The 21,130-nt window shown below is 56.7% G+C and carries 19 protein-coding genes and 1 tRNA gene; 6 read left to right on the top strand and 14 right to left on the bottom strand.

Annotation, left to right across the window (positions count from 1 at the left end):
* The first annotated feature begins 36 nt into the window (after positions 1-36).
* On the top strand, positions 37-1,305 hold the full coding sequence (purD, locus tag KP703_RS03370; RefSeq protein ID WP_215753800.1) for a phosphoribosylamine--glycine ligase: 1,269 nt from the start codon (positions 37-39) through the stop codon (positions 1,303-1,305).
* A 195-nt stretch (positions 1,306-1,500) separates the two neighbouring features.
* On the opposite strand, the gene rimI is transcribed toward purD, so the two are convergent.
* The 7 genes from rimI to KP703_RS03335 form a co-directional block, all read right to left on the bottom strand.
* A complete protein-coding gene (gene rimI / locus KP703_RS03365) occupies positions 1,501-1,974 on the bottom strand; it encodes a ribosomal protein S18-alanine N-acetyltransferase (RefSeq protein ID WP_252353801.1) in 474 nt (157 codons plus the stop codon).
* Positions 1,971-2,666: a tRNA (adenosine(37)-N6)-threonylcarbamoyltransferase complex dimerization subunit type 1 TsaB gene (gene tsaB, locus KP703_RS03360; RefSeq protein ID WP_215753837.1), complete on the bottom strand. Its 696-nt coding sequence runs from the start codon at positions 2,664-2,666 to the stop codon at positions 1,971-1,973. Before tsaB ends, rimI begins: the two co-directional genes overlap by 4 nt.
* A complete protein-coding gene (locus KP703_RS03355; protein ID WP_043550384.1) occupies positions 2,666-3,247 on the bottom strand; it encodes a malonic semialdehyde reductase in 582 nt (193 codons plus the stop codon). The genes tsaB and KP703_RS03355 overlap by 1 nt, the downstream gene beginning before the upstream one ends.
* A gap of 101 nt (positions 3,248-3,348) precedes the next feature.
* Entirely contained in the window at positions 3,349-3,912 is a 564-nt protein-coding gene (locus tag KP703_RS03350) for a NifU family protein (protein ID WP_043550454.1), read from the bottom strand.
* Positions 3,913-4,150: 238 nt separating this feature from the next.
* Positions 4,151-5,389, bottom strand: a complete 1,239-nt coding sequence (locus KP703_RS03345) for a DUF2075 domain-containing protein (protein WP_373687429.1) — start codon at positions 5,387-5,389, stop codon at positions 4,151-4,153.
* A gap of 66 nt (positions 5,390-5,455) precedes the next feature.
* Entirely contained in the window at positions 5,456-7,474 is a 2,019-nt protein-coding gene (locus KP703_RS03340) for a M61 family metallopeptidase (protein WP_373687430.1), read from the bottom strand.
* A gap of 74 nt (positions 7,475-7,548) precedes the next feature.
* On the bottom strand, positions 7,549-8,463 hold the full coding sequence (locus tag KP703_RS03335) for a LysR family transcriptional regulator (RefSeq protein WP_215753799.1): 915 nt from the start codon (positions 8,461-8,463) through the stop codon (positions 7,549-7,551).
* Positions 8,464-8,634: 171 nt separating this feature from the next.
* Between KP703_RS03335 and aldA the strand changes: the two genes are divergently transcribed.
* The gene (aldA, locus tag KP703_RS03330; protein ID WP_215753798.1) at positions 8,635-10,095 is read left to right on the top strand and encodes an aldehyde dehydrogenase; all 1,461 of its coding nucleotides are present in this window, start codon (positions 8,635-8,637) and stop codon (positions 10,093-10,095) included.
* Between the two features lie 81 nt (positions 10,096-10,176).
* On the opposite strand, the gene KP703_RS03325 is transcribed toward aldA, so the two are convergent.
* The 3 genes from KP703_RS03325 to uvrA all read right to left on the bottom strand — a co-directional run bounded on the left by KP703_RS03325 (position 10,177) and on the right by uvrA (position 15,355).
* On the bottom strand, positions 10,177-11,463 hold the full coding sequence (locus tag KP703_RS03325; RefSeq protein WP_215753797.1) for a YncE family protein: 1,287 nt from the start codon (positions 11,461-11,463) through the stop codon (positions 10,177-10,179).
* A gap of 135 nt (positions 11,464-11,598) precedes the next feature.
* Positions 11,599-12,435, bottom strand: coding sequence for a creatininase family protein (locus KP703_RS03320; protein ID WP_215753796.1), 837 nt, complete (start codon positions 12,433-12,435; stop codon positions 11,599-11,601).
* 28 nt (positions 12,436-12,463) lie between these two features.
* Positions 12,464-15,355, bottom strand: a complete 2,892-nt coding sequence (gene uvrA, locus KP703_RS03315; protein ID WP_215753795.1) for an excinuclease ABC subunit UvrA — start codon at positions 15,353-15,355, stop codon at positions 12,464-12,466.
* A 225-nt stretch (positions 15,356-15,580) separates the two neighbouring features.
* On the opposite strand from uvrA, the gene KP703_RS03310 reads away from it, so the two are divergent.
* From KP703_RS03310 to KP703_RS03295, 4 genes are all read left to right on the top strand, one after another.
* Positions 15,581-16,570 (top strand): tetratricopeptide repeat protein, encoded by a 990-nt coding sequence (locus tag KP703_RS03310; RefSeq protein ID WP_215753794.1) that lies wholly within the window; start codon positions 15,581-15,583, stop codon positions 16,568-16,570.
* Between the two features lie 74 nt (positions 16,571-16,644).
* Complete coding sequence (locus KP703_RS03305; protein WP_156474614.1) at positions 16,645-17,283, top strand: LON peptidase substrate-binding domain-containing protein; 639 nt, start codon at positions 16,645-16,647, stop codon at positions 17,281-17,283.
* Between the two features lie 22 nt (positions 17,284-17,305).
* Entirely contained in the window at positions 17,306-17,500 is a 195-nt protein-coding gene (locus tag KP703_RS03300) for a Trm112 family protein (protein WP_043550377.1), read from the top strand.
* Between the two features lie 36 nt (positions 17,501-17,536).
* The gene (locus KP703_RS03295) at positions 17,537-17,932 is read left to right on the top strand and encodes a hypothetical protein (RefSeq protein ID WP_373687428.1); all 396 of its coding nucleotides are present in this window, start codon (positions 17,537-17,539) and stop codon (positions 17,930-17,932) included.
* Positions 17,933-17,938: 6 nt separating this feature from the next.
* Here the strand turns inward: KP703_RS03295 and KP703_RS03290 are convergent, their stop codons facing one another.
* From KP703_RS03290 to KP703_RS03275, 4 genes are all read right to left on the bottom strand, one after another.
* Positions 17,939-19,369 (bottom strand): amidohydrolase family protein, encoded by a 1,431-nt coding sequence (locus KP703_RS03290; protein ID WP_215753793.1) that lies wholly within the window; start codon positions 19,367-19,369, stop codon positions 17,939-17,941.
* 27 nt (positions 19,370-19,396) lie between these two features.
* A complete protein-coding gene (locus KP703_RS03285) occupies positions 19,397-20,638 on the bottom strand; it encodes a multidrug effflux MFS transporter (protein ID WP_215753792.1) in 1,242 nt (413 codons plus the stop codon).
* A 21-nt stretch (positions 20,639-20,659) separates the two neighbouring features.
* Positions 20,660-20,863 carry a hypothetical protein gene (locus KP703_RS03280; protein WP_062141207.1) on the bottom strand — a complete coding sequence of 68 codons (204 nt, stop codon included), beginning with the start codon at positions 20,861-20,863 and terminating at the stop codon, positions 20,660-20,662.
* Positions 20,864-21,016: 153 nt separating this feature from the next.
* Positions 21,017-21,092 (bottom strand) — tRNA-Ala (locus KP703_RS03275).
* Positions 21,093-21,130: the final 38 nt, after the last annotated feature.

The raw sequence follows: 21,130 nt of genomic DNA, 5'->3' as shown, positions 1-21,130 counted from the left end.
TGAAAGAGCAGAGCTGACAGAGTGAGAGAGAAAAATATGCGGGTACTTCTGGTTGGATCCGGCGGCCGTGAACATGCACTGGCCGCAACACTTGCACGTTCCCCCAAACTGACGGCTTTGTTCATTGCCCCCGGCAACCCCGGCACGGCAGAGCTGGGCACCAACGTGGCCATTGGTGCAAGCGATGTGGCCGCTCTGATCACCTTTGCAAAAGAACAGCAGGTTGACCTGATTGTTCCCGGCCCGGAAGCCCCACTGGTGGCTGGTCTGGCCGATGCCTGCGCCGCTGCCGGTCTGGCCTGCGCAGGCCCCACGCAGGCCGCTGCCCGTCTGGAAGGCAGCAAGAGCTTCAGCAAGGAAGTCTGCTACGCCGCAGGCGTGCCCACCGCCCGGGGTGAACGCTTTACCAGTGCAGAAGCCGCCATCACCTACATTGCAGAACGCGGTGCCCCCATTGTGGTGAAAGCCGACGGTCTGGCCGCTGGCAAAGGCGTCGTCGTGGCCCAGACGGTTGCCGAAGCGCAGGACGCGGTGCGTGAAATGATGACGCAGGGCAGCATGGGCGACGCAGGCCGCAGCGTGGTGATTGAAGATTGCCTTGTGGGTGAAGAAGTTTCTCTCTTTGCCTTCTGCTCGGGTGAGACCGCCATGCTCATTGGGGCCGCACAGGACCACAAACGCATTGGCGATAACGACACCGGCCCCAACACCGGCGGCATGGGCGCTGTCTCCCCGCCGCGTGGGTTTGATCGCGCCGCGCAGGAAGCCGCACTCGATCTGGTTGTGCGCCCCATGCTGAAAGAAATGGTCCGCCGGGGCACCCCGTTCCGGGGCGTGATTTTTGCCGGCCTGATGCTGACAGAAACCGGCCCGCAGCTGATTGAATACAATGTTCGCTTTGGGGACCCGGAAGCACAGGCTCTGCTGCTCCGCCTGACCTCCGACCTGCTGCCAGCACTGGCCGCCCTTGCGGAAGACAGGCTGGACACAACCCCTGTCACGTTCTCGGATCAGGCCGCCATCAGCGTTGTTATGGCCGCGCGGGGCTATCCTGCAAAACCGGAAACGGGTGCGGTTATTTCCGGCATTGCCGATGCCGAAGCGCTGGAAGGTGTGCGCGTCTTTCAGGCTGGCACCAAAGAGAATGCGTCCCGCGAACTGGTTGTGGCCGGCGGTCGCGTTCTGTCCGTCTGCGCGCTTGGAAACACCGTGCAGGAAGCACGGGACCGTGCCTATGCCGGTGTAAAAGCCATCTCCTGGGATGGTGCGGCCTGGCGCACGGATATTGGCGCGCGTGCCCTTTAAGGCACTCGGTTCTCCAACCCCTGAACGCACCGGCATCACTCTTTGTCATCAGGGGTGATGATGAGTTTTCAGAATAGTCTTTATGGCGCTATGTGATGCGGGCCTCTTAAGTCCGCATCTCACGCTTTTTCTAAAGCCCGTAAACTGCGGATCTGGCCTATGCGACGCGCAAGAGGGAATCAGACGAGCCCCGGCTTACACGCCCCAGCTGTGCATCAGCACCAAAGCATCCGAGCCATCCGGGTAATAAGCCCGCCGTTTTCCAGCCTGCACAAACCCTGCACCAGCATAAAGCGCCTGTGCCGCTGCATTATGGACGGAGACCTCAAGGAACATGTGGTCTGCGCCCCGGTCCTGCGCTTCCATCACACCCCATGCCAGAAGCTGTCTGGCGATGCCCTGCTGGCGGAAGGCCTTCGCGACACAGAGTGTCAGAACCTCAGCCTCATCTGCCACACACCGGATCATCAAAAACCCTGCGGACTGGTCGCCCTGCATGGCAAGAGCTGTCACTACGCCGGGCATGGGCAAAAGCTGTTTTAAAGCCGCCTCATCCCACAAATCGTCTACAGAAAAGCTTTGAGCATGGAGGGCAGCCAGCACCGCGCCATGCGCCTGACTGGCCTCAATAATGTCCACGGCCACGGCCTGAGAGAGTGTCTGGCTCAAACGGGTGCAGACCGTAAACCAGCAGCCGGGAGCTTGGCTTCTGGCGGATCGACATACAAAGGCAAAGCATCCCGCGGCGCGAGCTGGCCTGTTAACCGGGCAACGGCAGCGTCCGCAATCTGGCTGGCCGTGGATTGTGTCACGTCAGAGAAGACCGGCTCTGCCACCGGGAGCGACGCCGCAGCATCCCCCGCCACCAGCCAGCGACCGGGCAGAGGAGACCAGCTTGCCAGAGCCACAGCCTGCACCCCGTCGGCCCGTTCCACAAACACGCGCCCACGCCGCGCTGCCGTGACGAGCAGCCAGCCATCCAGATCCCCATAGCGAGCACACTCGGCATCAAGCTGCGGACGCAGCGCTTCGCCCCGTGTCACCCCAACCAGCGAGCACCCAGCCCCAAGCGCATAGCCTGCCGCCATAGCGCAGGAAGCCCGCAGACCGGTAAAGGAACCGGGACCAGTCACCACGGCCACCAGATCAGGCTGCACAGGCTGGCCTGCCCCCCAGCCTACCTGTTGCAAAGCCTCAGCAGCCAGAAGACCAATGCCTTCCGCAGCCTGTTTCCCCGCAGCAGAGACGTGAGAGAGAACCGTATAGCCGCCCTCGGGAGAAGGCGTGACACAGGCCGCAGTACCACAGGCGGCCTCTCCGGCAGGGCTGCCATCCAGCACTAAAAGACGTTCAGGTTTCATCACAGGAAGCGGCATGCTTCATCAAAGCCTAAGCGCGGCGCACGAGGCGGCAGTTGCTCAATGTCCCCATACCCGAGACAAAGCAGGAAGTTCGCCCGCCAGCCATCTTCGGCCAGAAAGGTATCTTCCACCATGTTTTGATCAAAGCCAGAAATCGGCAACGCATCCAGCCCCAGCGCACGCGCCGCCATAATCATATAGGCGCCTTCCAGCGTGCCATTACGGAAAGCGGTTTCTTCCGCCAGCCCGACATCCGCAGCAAACCAGGAGCGCAGCTCCTCATTGGGGGCCAGACGCGGCAGTTCATCAAAAAACAGGGGATCATACGCCACAATGGCGATAACGGGGGCCCCCATCACGCGGTTCACATTGCCTGCGGAAAGGGCGGGGCGCAGGCGCTCCCGCCCTTCGGATGCAGTAATGAACACAAACCGCGCCGGGCTACAGTTGCCGGAGGTCGGCCCCAGACTCACCAGACTATACAGGCGGCGCAACAGGGCAGGCTCCACCGGGCGGGCCATCCAGCGCCGCGGCGTGCGCGCCTTTTGGAAAAGAAGATCCAGCCCGCTATCATCCAGCATTTCTGTCCTGCCTCCGCTGCCCCGCTTTTGCGGGGGCTTACCTAGTGTCTGCTCCCCTTTTAGGTCACAGACCCGGAGACGGGAAGATGCTGAGAGCTGCCTTAGTCTTCAACCTGCTCCACGGACACAACTTCCGGCACATAATGCCGCAGCATGTTTTCCACACCGTGCTTCAGCGTAGCGCGGGAAGAGGGGCAGCCAGAGCAGGCACCCTGCATGGTCAGACGAACAATGCCGTCCTTGTAGCCACGGAACACAATGTCCCCACCATCACCCGCCACAGCCGGACGCACGCGCGTGTCCAGCAGTTCCTTGATCTGGGTGACGATCTCCTGATCTTCCGGCGCGATGGGTTCTTCCGTAATCCCAACGCCTTCAGCCACCACGGGTGCCCCAGCGACAAAGTGATCCATCAGGGCTGTCAGCACCAGCGGGCGCAGCTCTGCCCAGTCTTCCTGATCGGACTTGGTGACGGACACAAAGTCATTCCCCAGAAACACGCGGGATACACCGGGCAGCCCAAACAGCGCTTCCGCCAGAGGGGAGCGACCGGAGACAGCATCGGCATCAATAAAATCAATCGTCCCGGCATCACCCATCACGGCGCGGCCCGGGAGGAATTTCAGCGTGGCGGGGTTAGGAGTGTCTTCAGTTTCAATAAACATGGCAACCTGATCCTGATCGTCTGCTACGTGTCTTTCTGTGTCATCAGGTGGCATCACAATGCGGACAGGACAAGTCCTGTATTGTAAGAAACCCCCGGTTTGCAGAGAATTCACTCAGGTTTTTCTGCCACGCATAAGAAAACTGACCGGCATGACGCGGAAAAACCCTTTGCAAAGCCGCTCTACCCGGATGCGCCGAGCTGCCATGCATACTGCCAGCTTCCGCCTTCCAGCCTTTTTACGCAGCGTCCCGGCTCGCCTGCATCTGCAGGAGCCGTTTTCTCAGGGCAGGATCGCTCGCATAAATAAACAGCCCATGCACGGCCCGTGTCATCAGCACATTGATGGCATTCAGCATGATACGCTCTTTTGTGCCTTCCGGGTCCTGAAGCCCATCGCGCCCGGCAAAGGCAGCGCCATCTTCATACCGGCTGGTGTCAATGCGGATGCCGTCCGTTGCCGGGTCATACAGCACGGAGGGGCCTAAAATCAGCCCGACATAATTCAGGTCGAACCCCTGCACGGTGTAAACAGACCCGACTTCATCAATCGTATCGGGCCGTTCTGCCCATGGCAGCTTTTCATCCGGTTTGGAGCGGTCCCAGCGGAGGGTAAAGCGGCCCTCGTGGATGAAGTGATCCTCCCCATCCAGCCGATAGGGATAGTCATATGTCGCAATCATGCGGGACAGCCCGTAACGGGCATTTTCCTTTTTGATGGCGTCGTAGAGATCCTGCGCATCCGCAAAAACCCGGAAATCGAACGCCTGTTTTTGCGGCATCGGGAGAATTTTTTTCTGACAAAAACCCTCAATCCAGTCGAGCACATCCTGATTGGCATGAACGCGAAACTGCGTCTTGAGGTGGTATGTCTGGCAGGGGAGGCCCTTCACCAGAGATTCCAGAAGCCCCTGACTCCAGCAGCTCTTGAATTTCAAAACCTGTTTTTCATCAAACACCAGAACCGTAATTCTGGAGAGTTTAATTAGTTCTTCCAGATGGTTATCCTGTTTAAAATGATTGTATTTATCGCTTTTTGTCAGAAGAAGATGGGCTTCATCCACAAAGATAATATCGGCCCGTTTTCCAGACTTATGCATTCTGTTGATAAATGTTGTCGGACGCTCAAAGTCTTTCTTTTTTAGCGCCGGATAGGATTCTGAAATATTTTTATAAAGCTTCATCATTTCCGGATGATTGACAACAAGGTAGTTGTCCGTCTTCCAGAATGGACTGCTTTTATCAGATGAGCGTGAAAGAGACTGTATCTCGTTAAAAATTGAATTGATAACGATACTTTTTCCGGTTCCTGCGTCACCTTCAATCAGAAAAACGGCATGCTCATCATGCTGATGCGCAACACAGAACGCCTTGATGGCGTTTTTCAGGTCCTGCTGTTCCGGAGAAAGCTGTTTTTCAGGAGATAATTTTTCTGCTGCATCGTTTTCATAACGATCAGGCAAACCAGACTCTTTCACACGTCCCCCTTGCAGCGGACCAGAAGAGGCTTTTTCTGAAACCTCTTCCGGTCCTCATGCATCAGATTATTTTCCCGCGGCAGACCCCGCGGCATCGTTCTGCGCACCCAGCGGTGCAAGCACCGTATCCAGAAGCTGCGTATTGCCGTCCAGATGCGGGTAACGCAGGCCACCATGATAGGTGACAGCCACCGTATGATAGCGCTCACCATCCCGCAGCAGCAACTCTATCGGGGCTGCATCCTTGTTTTTTGCATTGGTGATCTCATCCTGCAGTGCATCAGGATCATATGATACACCATTCACAGCCACCAGGTCCTGATCCCGCGTGACCCCGGCCTGCCAGGCTGGACTACCCCACAGCACTTCACTCACAGAGCCTTTCTTGCTCACAGTCAGGCCGAGAGAGAACATGAAGTCTGAAACATGCCGCAGGTCAGAATAGGATTTTACATAGTCTGAGGGCTTTTCCGTATAGACAACATTTGCACCGCCACGCGTAAACCCATCCAGCGGGGCATGTGTACTGGTGTTGTACAGACGCTCATGCAGGAACTTCGCCCAGTCATAAGGCTGGACAGCATTCAGCGTTTTTACAATCTCATCAAAATTATAGGTGCTGGTGACAACGCTGCCATTGTTGGTCCCAAAAAACGCCTTGGCAAAATCGTTCAGGCTCTTGGTATTGCCAGAGAGTTTGCGAATGAGTGTATCCGCATCCAGCCAGACCAGCTGACCTTCAGAATAGTAATCCTCGCTCCGCTGCCAGCTTCTCCAGGACTCAGGGGAGCGCTGGGCAATAATCGGGTCATTCGTCGTATCAATTAGCGGGCGCCACTGCCGGCCCTGCCGGTTATCATACACTGCGGCCACTTCAGCCAGCGCATCCTTCACCTGCGGCACCGTCATCAGCCCTGCGCGAGCAGCCAGAATATAGCCCCAGTATTGTGTCTGCCCTTCATAGACCCACAGACCGGTGCCACGCTGAGGCGTGTTGAAATCGGGTGCCCACAAGCCATCCGGGCGGCGATATTTCCCATTCCAGGAATGAGTAAATTCATGCGCCAGCAGGTCACGCATCCCGAAGGTCTTGTCCCAATGCGTAAAATAGCCTCTGGGGCCACTATTTTCACTGGACTGGTGATGTTCCAGACCGATACCGCCCAGCTTGTTCGTCAAAGCCAGAAGGAAATCATAATGCGCGTAATGATGTGATCCAAACAGGAGGTTTGCCTGTTTTACAAGATTTTTATGGGCCTGAATCTGGGCATCCGTCGCAGCCAGATCCTGCGGCTGATCCGCCATGACATTCAGCGTGACTGAAACCTTGTCATCCTGTGTCAGGTCAAATTTTCGGAAATATTTCCCTGCAAAAATGGGAGAATCCACCAGCGTGTTGAACGAAACCGGCTGGAAGGAAACCTTGCTGCCAGATCCCGTGCCATCAGACCGCAGCGCCGTGCCGTAGGACCAGCCTGCCGGGAACGTCACACTCGGATGCACCATAATCTGCCGGGTGAAATATCCCGCCGGGTAGAGAGAAACAGCAGACCACTGCACGTTCTCCATCGTATCCGTCATGACCACACGCCCCACTTTGGGAGAAACCGGCGTGAGCAACTGATAAGAGACTTCAAGCTGCTTTGTGCCCTGCGGTACATCAATGTGGAAAGCGCTGACCGTTACCGTATCCCGCAGCCAGGGAATGATCTTCCCATCGGCCTTTACTGTCAGGCCGCCCAGCTGATCAATCGTGCCGCTGGGGGAGTGGTTACCCGGCAGCCACATCGGATAAAGCAGAACAAAATCGCCACCCTTCTGCGCGATACGGGTCGGAAGGGGGATTGTCTCCTTCATGCTCAGGATATGCCGGGCAAGATCCGTGCCATCCACAGCAAGAGCAATCGTGCTACCAAAAGGCACATCCTGCGGCGCAGGCACAGCCGGGGGGAGGGGCAGTGGCATGGGCTGCGGCTGAGCAGACGCCTCAGCCGCCAGCCCCTGTGGAGCACACGCCAGCGCCATCAGAGCAAGGCACGGAGCAGTCAGCCCAACGCTGGATAAAAAACGGTTCCGTAACGACATAGCCAGTTCTCCAAACGGATACATCACACCCTGACGGCCTTCTGACGTCAGACCATGTGCATATTTCATTACGCTTATGAAGCACTCTGGCCAGCCTCTGTCGAGGCCTGAAAAACCTCTCCCCCCACGCCGTTCTGCGCCATTTCAATAAATGTCTCGATAATCTGGCTTTTTGCGTGTTTTCTCCAGACAAAGTACACATCTGTCGGGCCCATCCCATCCAGCCTGAACGTCTTCAGGGACTGCCCTCTTTCACGGAACTGACGAATGACACTCTCGGGCATGCAGGACAAGCCAGCTCCCGTGCCGAGACATTCAAGGATCAGATCATAGGATTCCAGCGTCAGGATTGAATGGGGATGATAGGATTTCTCGTCGAGCCATTGTTCAGCACGGCGCCTGTAAAAGCAGTCTTTGTTGAACAGATAAATATCCGATTGCTCAATCAGCTCTGGCGTGATTTTTTTGACATGCTCAGGCACAACAAGATGCAGCGTTTCGGAAAAGGCAAATGTGCCTTCCAGCAGCGTATTTTCAACCGGGCCATCCGTCAGCGCCAAATCAATCTCATCGCTCACCAGCATTCTTTCCAGACTAAAGCTGGGTTTTTTCAGGATATTAAGCTGAATTCCCGGATGCTCGCGCATAAAACGGGGTACGCAACGGGGTAACAGACTGAGAAACGCCACATCCAGCGCCCCCACATTCAGAATGCCGCGAGGCTGACCCTGAGACCATAATTCCGGCAGGCGATCCGCCCGGCTGACAATGTCTTTTGCTTCCTTATAAAAAAGGCGTCCTGCTGGTGTAATAAGCAGTTTTTTACGGTCCCGAATAAAAAGATCCTGCCCCAGATCAGCTTCAAGTTCCTTCAACCGCATGGTGAGATTGGACGCTACACAGTGCATACGGCGTGCAGCCGCCGCAATGGAACCTGCTTCAACAATGGCACAGAAAAACCGGAGATGAGAGAGTTTTGGCGCATACATGGTATCATCACTTTATGTGAGCATTTCATTCTTTCATAATCACTTTTCATTGCCTAACGACCTGTGGAAAGATGGAACCATCAACAGCACAGACGTTTTTATCAGTAACTTCCGGAAACAGGATGAACTGAGCGTCTGATGTTTCCAACAGCTTCAAAAAGGTGATTTTCAATGCCAACTTCACAAAACACGCCACATTATAATCTGTTTATCAATGGTGCCTGGACCAAAGCCAGCGGCGGCGAAACGCTGGAAATTCGCAATCCGGCAACCGGCGAGCTTGTTGCTGTTGTCGCCAACGGTGCGGAACAGGACGTGAAAGCTGCCGTTGCGGCGGCCTCCAAAGCCTTTCCGGCATGGAGCCGCAAAACAGCAGAAGAACGGGCGGATGCGCTTTATGCCTTCAAGGCACTGATTGAAAAAAATGCTGATCGTCTCGCGCATCTTATTACCAGTGAAATGGGTAAGCCGCTGAAGGAAGCCAAAACGGAAGTTGGCTTTGCTGCAGGGCTGCTGCGCTTTGCTGCAGAAAATACCCGCAGGCTGGAAGGCGACATTATTCCGGGCAGCCGTCCGGGTGAGAAAATCCTGATTGAGAAAATTCCACACGGTGTCATTGGCGGTATTTCTGCATGGAACTTCCCGCTGGCTCTGTTCGCCCGCAAAGTTGGTCCGGCTCTGGCAGCAGGCAACACCATCGTTATCAAACCGCATGAACTGGCACCTCTGGCAGCGCTGGAAGCGACCAGGCTGGCTGAAGAGGCTGGCGTTTTTCCGGCAGGCGTTCTCAACGTTGTTCCCGGTGACGGCAAAGGCGTTGGCACCCCGCTGGTGGAACATCCGGATGTGCGGCTGATCACCATGACCGGCAGCACAGCGACCGGGAAGAAGATCATGGCGACCGCAGCAGATACTTTGAAAGAAGTCCGGCTGGAACTGGGCGGCAAGGCACCGTTTATTGTGATGGATGATGCTGATCTGGACAAAGCCGCTACAGCCGCCGTTCTGGCGCGCTTTACCAATGGCGGGCAGGTCTGCACCAGTAATGAACGCACTTACGTGCATGCTACCGTGTATGAGAAATTTGCTGATCTGGTCAGAAAGAAAATTTCCGCTCTGAAAGTCGGGAACCCGCTGGACGCCGCAACCGATATGGGCCCCAAAGTCAGTGAGCAGGAACTGGAAAAAGTTCATGCCATGGTTGAAAAAGCTGTCTCTCAGGGTGCCAGACTGGAAACCGGTGGTGAGCGCCTAAAGGGTGGCGTGTATGACAAAGGCTTCTTCTACGCACCAACCCTGCTGACCGACGTTAAGGAAGGCATGGATATTGTGCAGAATGAAGTCTTTGGCCCGGTCATGCTGCTGACAAAAGTAACGGACTTTGAGGATGCGCTGCGTCAGGCCAATGACTGCCGCTATGGCCTGTCCGCCTATGTCTTCACGCAGGATCTGAAAAAGATCATGCGCATCAGCACTGATCTGAACTTCGGTGAGGTGTATGTGAACCGTGAAGGCGGGGAAGCACCGCAGGGCTTCCACCACGGCTACAAAGATAGTGGCCTTGGCGGGGAAGATGGAAAATACGGTCTTGAAGCCTACGTGCAAACCAAGACAATTTACCTGAACGCCTGATGCCTGAACGCTCTTAATAAAAAAGCCCTTCCTCGTTATGAGGAAGGGCTTTTTTCATGCTGTCAGACGCATGGATCAGGCTTAGCGGAGAATCCCGGTATGTCCGATGGAATAGCGTCCCGGCTGCGGCCAGACAGTCAGACCGTGCGGTTCTGCGCCAACCGGAATTTTCTTCATGAAGCCGTCTTCCGTGTTGATCTGATAGGCAACATCGTCAAAACGCCCTGAAAGCCAGAGGGTTTTACCGTCTGCGCTCACATTGCCCATATCCGGGCTGCCACCTTCCGGAATGGGCCAGTTGGCCACAATCTTGTTGGTTGCAAAATCAATGACTGTCACGCCGCCGGCTTTGCTGTGCGGTTTACCATGGATTTTGTGAGACCCACGGTTCGCAACATACATCTTCGTGCCGTCACGGCTGGGATACAGGCCATGTGTGCCGACACCCGTCGGGATAAACCCGATTTCCTTAAAGCTGTCGCCATCCACCATAAAGACACCATCGGCCATCATGTCGGCCACATAGAACGTCTTACCGTTGGGGGAGATCAGAATATCCTGTGGCATACCACCGCTGGAAAGCTTCAGGTAGCCCATTACAGTTTTGTTAACGGTATCGACCTTCACCAAATGGCCACCAAATTCACAGGTGAAAATGGCGTAGCGTCCATCAATAGAGAAGTCCGCGTGGTTCACGCCTTTACAGTCCGGCGTTTCCACTGACTGCTGGAGCGCCATGGTGTGCGGGTCACGGAAGTCCAGCCGCTTACGGGCTTCGGCCACCACAATGGCGGATTTACCATCGGGCGTGAAATACATGTTGTAGGGATCATCCACGGCAACAGCCGGACCGGGCTTGCCGGTGCGGGCATCAATGGGGGTCAGGCTGCCATTTGTGGTGCCTTCCGCATTGTTCGTCACCCACAGGGTGCGCAGATCCCAGGACGGCACAACATGCTGCGGGCTTTTGCCAACCGGGAAGCGGTCCACAACTTTGGATGTGGCCGGGTCAATCACAGAGACATCGTTAGAGCGCAGGTTGGGCACGTAAACACGGGCCGGGTCCTGTGCCACTTCCGGATTGATATGATCCGGCGCAGTCTCACTATACAGATTGGCCGGGTTGATAACCGGCGGCATGCCCGGAATGGTCTGCACGGCAGAAGGTGCTGCAGGAGCAGACACAACCGGCTGAGTGGAAGAACCCTGCGAAGCAGGCACCTGCGCCGGGGCGGGCTGCGGGGCAGCAGACGGCGCTGTTGTCTGCACAGGGGACTGACTGGCTTCCTGCGCAACGGCCAGACTGGTCCCCGCGCCTAAAGCGACAAACACAGCCGTAGCGGCTGCCAGATGTCTTTTTACTACCATAATATTACAGCCCATCCCTTTCTTGTGCTGTCATCATCATGCGATGAGGCTTTAGCACATGGGTGATTAGGCGTCTATTTTTGACTTTCTGGCAACTCGGCTTTTTTTATTGAGACTTATTCTTAGAGATTGTGTTCAAAACCCTCGGGCAGACTGAATAGCCTGCACTGCGGCATTAATCTGCATCGCAAGACCAGCCTGCCCAAGCGAGGCAGACGCCCTGCGCGGATCACCCCCATAAATACCTTCCTGCGCAGACGGCGTACCAGAATGGCGCAACGCATCCTGCCGGACCATGGAAGGATCAACAGCCAGCATCAGCGAGGTATCGCTAATGTCTGCATGCTGCCCCACATCCTTCCCAAAGCCCTGCTGCTTCAGCCAGTCCGCATACTGATGTGCAATAACGGTATAAAATCCACTCACATAGAGCGCCTGCGCACCCGTGCCGTGCCATTTCTGGTTGAGCATGGCAGCGGCTTTTTCCATATACTTCTGGTAGCCTCCATGGTCCCCCACAAAGACAATCAGCCTGAATCCCTGCACCTGAAAACTCTCCCCGGAAGAGACAAGGAGTTTTTCAAAAACATCCGGCGGCACGGTAATGGTGCCGGGAAAGCGCATATGGGAGGAACGGGGAGACGTGCCTCCCTCCGGCACATAAGCCACAACGGGCGCCACCAGTGTTTTTCCGGTCTTCCCGGCAATCTGTTCTGCCAGATACGTGGCACGCTCATTATGCTTGCCAACAGCAATATACGGGCCACTCTGTTCCGTGCCGCCCACAGGGATGATAATGGTCGTCACCCCTGCCGCCACACCGGACTGAATTTCTGTCCAAGTGTGTTTTTCAAACAGCACCGCATTAACCGCATTATCAGACTGCACGCCTGCCGCACTCTGCGCAAAGGCTGGTGCGGACAGCAAGCCTCCTCCCAGAACAAGAGCTGACAAAACCGTTCGAAGAAGCATGCTTTTTTTCTTTTTTACGGACACAGTTTTACTTCTTCTTTTTTCTGGTTTTTGCCGGAGCAGGTTTGAGCAGGGGAGCCAGAAACTGGCCTGTATAGCTCTCCTTGCAGGCTGCGATATCTTCCGGGGTCCCTTCTGCAACAATACGGCCACCGCCATCCCCGCCTTCCGGGCCAACGTCCACAATCCAGTCCGCGGTTTTGATCACTTCCAGATTATGCTCAATGACAATTACCGTATTCCCCTGATCAACCAGCGCATGCAGAACTTCCAGAAGTTTTCTGACATCTTCCGTATGCAAACCGGTTGTGGGCTCGTCCAGAATATAAACCGTGCGACCAGTTGCACGGCGCGCCAGCTCCTTGGAGAGCTTCACGCGCTGCGCTTCCCCGCCCGACAGGGTTGTCGCCTGCTGGCCGAGAGCGACATAACCCAGACCAACCTTTTGCAGAATGGCCAGCCTGTCCCGAATACGCGTCTGTGCTGAGAAATAGGGCAGGGCTTCATCCACGCTCATGGCCAGCACATCGGCAATGGATTTGCCACGAAACTTGATGTCCAGCGTCTCGCGATTATAGCGCGTGCCCTTACAGGTATCGCAAGTGACAAACACATCCGGCAGGAAGTGCATCTCGATCTTGAGAACACCATCCCCCTGACAGGCCTCGCACCGTCCGCCCTTCACGTTGAAGGAGAACCGCCCCGGCTTATAGCCGCGTGCCTTGCTCTCCGGCAGTTCGGCAAACCAGTCCCGAATAGGGGTGAACAGATCCGTATAGGTGGCCGGGTTGGAGCGCGGTGTGCGACCAATAGGGGACTGGTCGATATCAATAATCTTATCGAGCAGTTCTATCCCTTTGATCGCTTTATAGGCTTCGGGAGACTGAGAAGACCCCATCAACTGGCGGGACAGTGCTTTATAAAGCGTATCAATCACCAGTGTAGATTTCCCGCTGCCGGAAACCCCTGTCACGCATGTAAAGGTTCCCAGTGGGAAATGCGCCGTGACGTTCTTCAGGTTATGCCCGGTCGCGCCTTCTACCGTCAGGACTTTTTTCTTGTCATACGGGCGTCTGTGTTCCGGAACGGGAATGCTCTTGCGGCCTGACAGATACGCCCCTGTCAGGCTTTCCGGCACTTTAGCAACTTCTTCCGGCGTGCCCGCAGCAATCACCCTGCCGCCATTCACACCAGCCCCCGGCCCCATATCGACCAGCCAGTCAGCACTTCTGATAGCATCCTCATCATGTTCAACAACAATCAGAGTATTCCCAAGCTTTTTTAAACGCTCCAGCGTGCCAAGCAGCCGTTCATTATCGCGCTGATGCAGACCAATAGATGGCTCATCCAGAACATACAGAACCCCGGTCAGGCCAGACCCAATCTGGCTGGCCAGCCGAATACGCTGACTTTCCCCGCCAGACAGCGTGGCGGAACTCCGGGAAAGGGTCAGATAATCCAGACCGACATCATCCAGAAAAGTCAGACGTTCCTGAATTTCACGCAAAATGCGCCGGGCAATCTCGGCTTTTTGCGGTGTCAGGGTCGGCATGACGGTCTCAAACCAGTCCAGTGCCTTACCAATTGGCAGGTCACAGGCCTGCGCAATGGTTTTATCCGCTACACGGACAGACAGCGCCTCTGGCCGCAGACGCGCACCATGGCAGACATGGCACGGCTTTTCGGATTGATAGCGGGAGAGTTCTTCCCGCACCCACATGCTGTCCGTGTTAGCCAGACGCCGGGCCAGACTGGCCAGAACGCCTTCAAATGGTTTGCTGACCGTGTAGCTTTTCCGCCCGTCCTGATACGTAAACTCAATGTTCTCATCAACGCCGTTCAGAATGCCATCCTGAGCAGCTTCTGGCAGGTCTTTCCAGGGCGTGTCCATGCTGACGCCAAAATGCGCGGCCAGACTGGTCAGGGTTTGTTCCAGCAGGGGTGATTTTGCATCTTTCCATGGTGCAATCGCCCCTTTGCGCAGGGATTTAGACTCATCCGGTACGACAAGCGACGGGTTGAAGAAGGTTTCAGACCCCAGACCATCACAGGACGGACACGCTCCCTGCGGCGCGTTGAAGGAAAACAGGCGCGGTTCAATTTCTTCCAGCGTAAACCCGCTCACCGGGCAGGAAAAGCGAGAGGAAAAGACCAGCCGTTCCGGCTCGGCGTCCTTGTCCTTCAACACTTCTTCTGTGTAGGCAATGCCGTCAGACAGGCCGAGAGCGGTTTCAAAACTGTCCGCCAGACGGGATTCTATCCCCTCTTTGACCACCACGCGGTCCACTACGACTTCCACCGTATGGCGCAACTTACGGTTCAGGGCCGGGACGTCGGCAATTTCATACAGCTCGCCATCAACCTTCACACGGGTGAAGCCCTTACGCTGCAATTCTCCCAGTTCCTTGCGGTATTCGCCCTTGCGGTCACGGATCACGGGGGAGAGCAGCAGCAGACGCGTGCCCTCCGGCAGCGCCATCACACGGTCCACCATCTGGCTGACGGTCTGGGCTTCAATCGGCAGGCCGGTCGCGGGAGAATAGGGCACACCAGCACGCGCCCAGAGCAGACGCATATAGTCATAGATTTCCGTCACGGTGCCCACGGTGGAACGCGGATTTTTGGACGTCGTCTTCTGCTCGATGGAAATGGCCGGGGAAAGTCCTTCTATGGAATCCACATCCGGCTTGCCCATCAGTTCCAGAAACTGGCGGGCATAGGCAGACAGACTTTCCACATACCGGCGCTGGCCTTCGGCGTAGATCGTGTCAAACGCCAGTGACGATTTGCCGGAGCCGGAAAGGCCCGTCACCACCGTCAGACAGTCACGCGGGATATCGATATCAACATTTTTGAGGTTGTGCGCCCGTGCCCCGCGCACACTGAGTTTCTGAGCACTGGGAAAAGATGGATTGTCCATAAAATACCGCTGCCGTTCCTGTTTTGTCCTGTATGCCGCCTTTGCCGCCCTCCATGCAATCAGGGAATGGCCGCCCGACACCTCTTCTGTGTTGATATGGGACGTCTCTCGCCAATTCCCATTGCACCGGGGCACATGATTGACCATTTAGGAAGATAATGCGGTGTGTGCCGCCGGGTGGACCCCACGCCATCCACCATCGTTTTGAGCTAAGGATGACACCAGATGGACCATATTATTGGCCAGCAAGCCCCTCAGGCTTCCGGCAGTCTGATGCAGGACCCGCTGGCACAGGGGCAGGCCGCCGCCCCTCAGGCATCAGCACCCCTGATTATGGATGGCTCACAGGCCACCTTCATGCAGGATGTGATTGAAGCCAGTCGTTCCATTCCCGTTCTGGTTGATTTCTGGGCAGACTGGTGTGGCCCGTGCAAGCAGCTGGCTCCGGTGCTGGAGAAGGTCGTCACGGCGGCTCGCGGCAAGGTCCGGCTTGTTAAAATTGATATTGAAGCCAACCGTGCTCTCGCTGCCCAGCTGACGCAGATTGGCCTGCCGTTGCAGTCCATCCCGATGGTGGCGGTATTCTGGAAAGGCCAGATTCTGGATCTGTTCCAGGGCGCTTTGCCGGAAAGTGAGATCAAGAAATTTGTTGAAGGCGTGCTGAAAGCCGCTGGCGGCGGCCCGCTGCCCGCAACAGAACTGTTGCAGAAAGCCGCGGTGGCCATGGAAACCAACCAGCCCGCACACGCGGCGGAACTGTTCTCTGGTGTTCTGGGCGAAGAACCGGAAAACCCCAAGGCATGGGGTGGGCTGATCCGCGCCATGCTGGCTCTGGATGATGAAGAGGCAGCAGACGCAGCCCTTGCGGACGTGCCTGAAAAAATCAAGGACACACCTGAGGTTGCCGGGGCACGCGCAGCCCTTGAACTCAAGAAGGAAGGTCGCAAAGCCGCGCAGGAAATGGAAGAGGTTCACGCCCGCCTTGCTGCCAACCCGGATGACTACGCCGCCCGGTGTGAACTGGCGACCGGCCTGAACGTAGCTGGCAAGCGGGAAGAGGCCGCAGACGAACTGCTCCGTGTGATCAAAGCCGACCCGAACTGGAACGAGGGTGCCGCAAAACAGCAGCTTTTCCGCTTTTTTGAAGCCTGGGGCCATGATGACCCGGCTACACTGGCGGCCCGCCGTCGCCTCTCATCTCTTCTGTTTTCCTGATAAGGTCGATCTTGGCTTCCTACCTGCCTGACGACGAGATTCTGCGGCACGTCCCCAGAGTTTCAGACCTCACCATGGCCGATATTCCTGCGGAAATCGGCCTGTTTCCCCTGAGCGGTGTTTTGCTGCTGCCTCGGGGGAAACTGCCGCTGAACGTGTTTGAGCCGCGTTACGTGGCGCTGGTGGAAGATGCGCTGGCATCCCAGAGGCTGATCGGCATGATCCAGCCTCTGTGGGGGGAAGAAGATGAAGAGGAGGAAGGCAAGATACCGCCCCTCTACACCATCGGGTGTCTGGGCCGCATTACCTCCTTTACGGAACGGGCCGATGGCACGTTTGCCGTCACCCTGAGTGGCGTGGCCCGGTTCCGGGTGCTGCGGGAGACAGGTCTGCACAGAGGATATCGGCAGGCGCGGATTGATGTCTCATCCTTTGTGGGCGATCTGAGCGAAATTCCTTCAGAACCGTTTAACCGGGAAAAACTGCTGGACTCTCTGCGTCGTTATTTCCGGCAGAAGGGGTTATCTGCCCGCTGGTCCATCATTGAACAGATGGAAGATGATACCCTGCTGGTCACTCTTCCCATGATCTGTCCTTTTCCTCCGGCAGAAAAACAGGCATTGCTTGACGCAGGCAGCCTGACAGACCGTGTGCGCGTGCTGCAGATGCTGCTAGACCTGTCTGGTCCTGAAGAGGAAGGCCCGCCTTCCTGAACATTTTTTATGGGTGACGTTCATGTCTGGTGCTGACATTTCTCCTCCACTCGACCCGCGGCTTCTTTCCGTTCTGGTTTGCCCGGTGACCAAAGGCCCGCTGACCTATGATGCCACCACCAATGAGCTGATCAGCGCGCAGGCCAAACTGGCCTTCCCCATCCGTGATGGCATTCCCATCATGTTGCCGGAAGAAGCCCGCCATCTCGAAGGCTGAGTTTTCAGCATAGCAAGGCCTGGATAACGCTCTGCCGTGAAACGCTGCGCCCCTCAGCTCAAAACCAGACAGCGCCCCCGCATCATGCTGGGAGCGCTGGTTCTGGCTGCCCCTCTGCTGGCCGGATGCCATGTGGACATTGAGGGCGAGAATATCGATATCCCGCCAGAAAGACCGGGCCGCTTCCTGCCCGAAGCCGCCCCGGCGGAAGCCCGCGCTGCACAGGAGCAGGAACGGCGTGAGGATATGGCCCGCAATAATGGCCAGAACCCTGACAAGAACCAGCTTAAAGACCGCTATGAACCGCTGGCTCCGTCTGATGCTGCAACCGGCCCGCTGGAAGCAGGCGACGGTCACAGCGTTATTCCGGAAACACAGGCCATTTACGGCAAGCGGGAACAGTCCCAGCAGTCAGCCCCGCAACAGCATTAAGCGATGTTAGCGTGGCACCAGCGGCCCGGCAGCCCGCACACCGCCACGCCAGACAGCGGCAATCTGATCCACCGCAGCAATATTTTCAGCCGGATCAGCTTCCAGAACAACAAAATCCGCCCGCTTTCCGGGTGCAATCACCCCGCGATCCGACAAATTCAGCAGAGCCGCGGCCTGACTGGTCGCCAGTGTCAGCGCCTGCAACGGTGTCAGCCCTGCTTCCACCAGAAGACGTAATTCCCTGTGTTCCGCAAAACCGGGAATACGCACCGGAGCCGCGCCTGAATCTGTACCAAAGCCAATTTTCACACCAGCCTGATAGAGCGTGAGCAGATTTTTCTGGTTCATGGCTACGGCTGCGTGAGAGGCCTTAGCCAGAGGAGAGGACGCGACTTTCTGCCGCCAGGCGGGGTCTGAAAACTGTTTCTGGAGGTCCGCATTCAGTCCGGCTTTCAGAACCGGATCGTTCAGAATCTCGGGCTGTTCAGCAAACAGATAGGTCGCCTCATCCAGACTGATGGTGGGAATATACCAGACACCCCGGTCTTTCATGGCGGTGATGAACGGACCGTCCACCGGCTCATCCCGCACACCATGCGCAATAATATCAGCTCCGGCCGCTACAAGCCGTTTGCCGTAATCCAGATCATGAATATGCACGGCTACGCGGAGCTTCTGGCTGTGCGCTTCGGTTATCACTGCCTGCCAGATTTCCGGCTTCATGACAGGCAGGGGCTTCTGGCTGGCTACACCGTTACGGAAATCATCCACCCAGAGCTTCACAAGGTCCGTATGCTCACTGGCCATGGTGCGCACGGCCTGCTGTGCTTCTGCAACGGTTGCTGGACGGAAAATCTGATCTTTCCCGACTTTGACCATCCCCTCCGGCGGCATTCCGCCCGGCACGCCAATACCCTGATCGACCCCGAACAGATCCGCGCCCGTTGCTCCATCCGCATGCTGAGCACGGCGGAGGTCATCAAACAGAGGGGATTTTGTCAGACCCAGCGCGGTGACAGTCGTCACGCCGTAGCGTTCATACTGGTCCAGTGCGGCCTTGATGACAGGCACCGTAAAGTTTTCAGCCCCTACGGAGGTACCGGAGACCACACCCACATGGCTGTGGTCGGTAATCAGGCCGGGGATCAGCGTTTTACCGGACAGATCAATCCGCTGCGCGCCTTTAGGGGCCTTAACATGCCCGCTGTGCCCGACCGAGACAATCCGTGGTCCCTGAACCAGAACAGCCATATCGTCCTGTTCTGCCGCCCCGGTGCCGTCAAACAGACGCACATGCTCCAGCAAAATGGCGGAGGGGGTCTGCGCATGTACCTGTGCTCCAAAGAACCCCAGACTGACGATACCACCTGCAACACCCGCCAGCAGCAGGCGGGAAAGCCCCCGCACCGCCTGTTTCTTATCTAAACGCCACGCCATGACCCGTCCTTTTCTATCAGACGGTGCTTAATCCTCGTCGGCGCCAATTTCCGGTGCATGCCGCCGCATGAGGTCCGCACCTGCCATTCCCAGAATGCCCACCATCATGCCAATGGCAGTTGGTATTGCGCTGCCGCCGGGCAGCAAACCCACCAGAACACTACTCAAAGAACCGATGCCAAACTGCATGGTTCCCAGCAGAGCCGAGGCGCTGCCGGCGTGCTGACCGTGATGGTAGAAGGACATCACCGTAGCATTCGGCCCGATAAAGCCCAATGCTCCGGTAATGCTGGCAATCAGCGCACAGGTCAGAATTGCGTGATGTTCGCCGGCAATGCCGGCCAGAGCCAGCACCGTGAACAGCGCCCCGGCCCCCAGCGCCCAGAACAGACCCGTTTCCAGCAGGACCGGCATGGCAACCCGATGCACCAGCCGACCATTGATCTGTGTGCCCAGAATAAAGGCCGCTGCATTCACGCCAAAAAATGCCCCGAACTGGCCCGGTGTGAAATGGAGCACCTGCTCAAACAGCACGGGCGCACTGCCGAGATAGGCAAACATCACAAAGGTTGAGAACGTGGCGATCAAAGCATTGGAGAGAAAAAGCGGCTCCTGACTGATCGTGATGTAACGGGTCAGAATTTTAACAGGTGAAAGTGCAACCCGTCGTTCCGGCCGGAGGGTATCCGGCAGGCAGCAGAACAGCCCGACAATGGCGGCCAACGCATACAGCGTGCCAATCCAGAAGATCCACCGCCAGTTGCCAAACTGCAAAACCAGACTGCCAAAGCTGGGAGCCAGAACCGGCATGACGCCAAACACCAGTGTGAGCTGAGACATCAGCTTCGCACCTTTTTTGCCCGTCGCGACATCACGCACAATCGCGCGCGGAATCACGGCACTGGCGGAGCCACCGACAGCCGCTACAAACCGGCATACACAAAACAGGTGGTAATCCTGCACAACCGCACAGCCAGCCGAGGCAATGGCAAAAATCAGCAAGCCAAGCATAAGCGGCACACGGCGGCCAAACCGGTCAGACAGAGGCCCCTGAGAAAACTGCCCTAGCGCCAGACCTAAAAACCAGGCGGCCAACGTGAACTGGGCTGATCCTTTCCCGCCCCCCAGATCCTGCTCCACCTCTGGAAAGGCCGGAAGATACATGTCTGTGGCTACGGGCCCGATGGCCGTCACCAGACCAAGCAGGACGATCAGCCAGGGCGTAAAGCCGCTTCCCGGCACAAAAGGGGCAGGCGAAAAACGCGGCATGTTTTGTAAAGTCCCAGCCTGTTAAATTCCCAGCCAGCCAGAAAACATCCAGAGGCCAGCAATCAGTAGCGCCCCTGCTATCAGAACGGGGAGGAGGATCGTTAGCAGAAAACTGCCTTTGGGCTCGGCTGGTTCAGCAATGCCGGCTTGTTGAAAAAGCTGGTCTGCCCGGGCATCCGCTTCTGCGTCCTCGGGGGTTTGTTCCGTCCAGTTATCCTCGGCCATGCTTCACTCCTGCTGACACACTAACTAATGCGCCTGTCTCAAGAGCACTGGCACATAATGCGAGAACACTTTGCTTACAGCACAAACACAAGAATGCTGAGACAATTTGGCCTGAAGCCGTTTTAAATTGGGAATTTTGAAGGAGAAGGAAACTGGTGGAGCCAATCGGGATCGAACCGACGACCTCCTGAATGCCATTCAGGCGCTCTCCCAACTGAGCTATGGCCCCACACTGTTCCAGTCAGGCCACGGTGACGTGGCTTGCTT

The organism is Acetobacter sp. P5B1, assembly GCF_018811985.1.
In the GTDB taxonomy this organism is placed as follows: Bacteria; Pseudomonadota; Alphaproteobacteria; order Acetobacterales; family Acetobacteraceae; genus Acetobacter; species Acetobacter cerevisiae.
The sequence above is the reverse complement of the archived record's forward strand: the minus strand, read 5'-3'. Positions and strand labels throughout refer to the sequence as shown.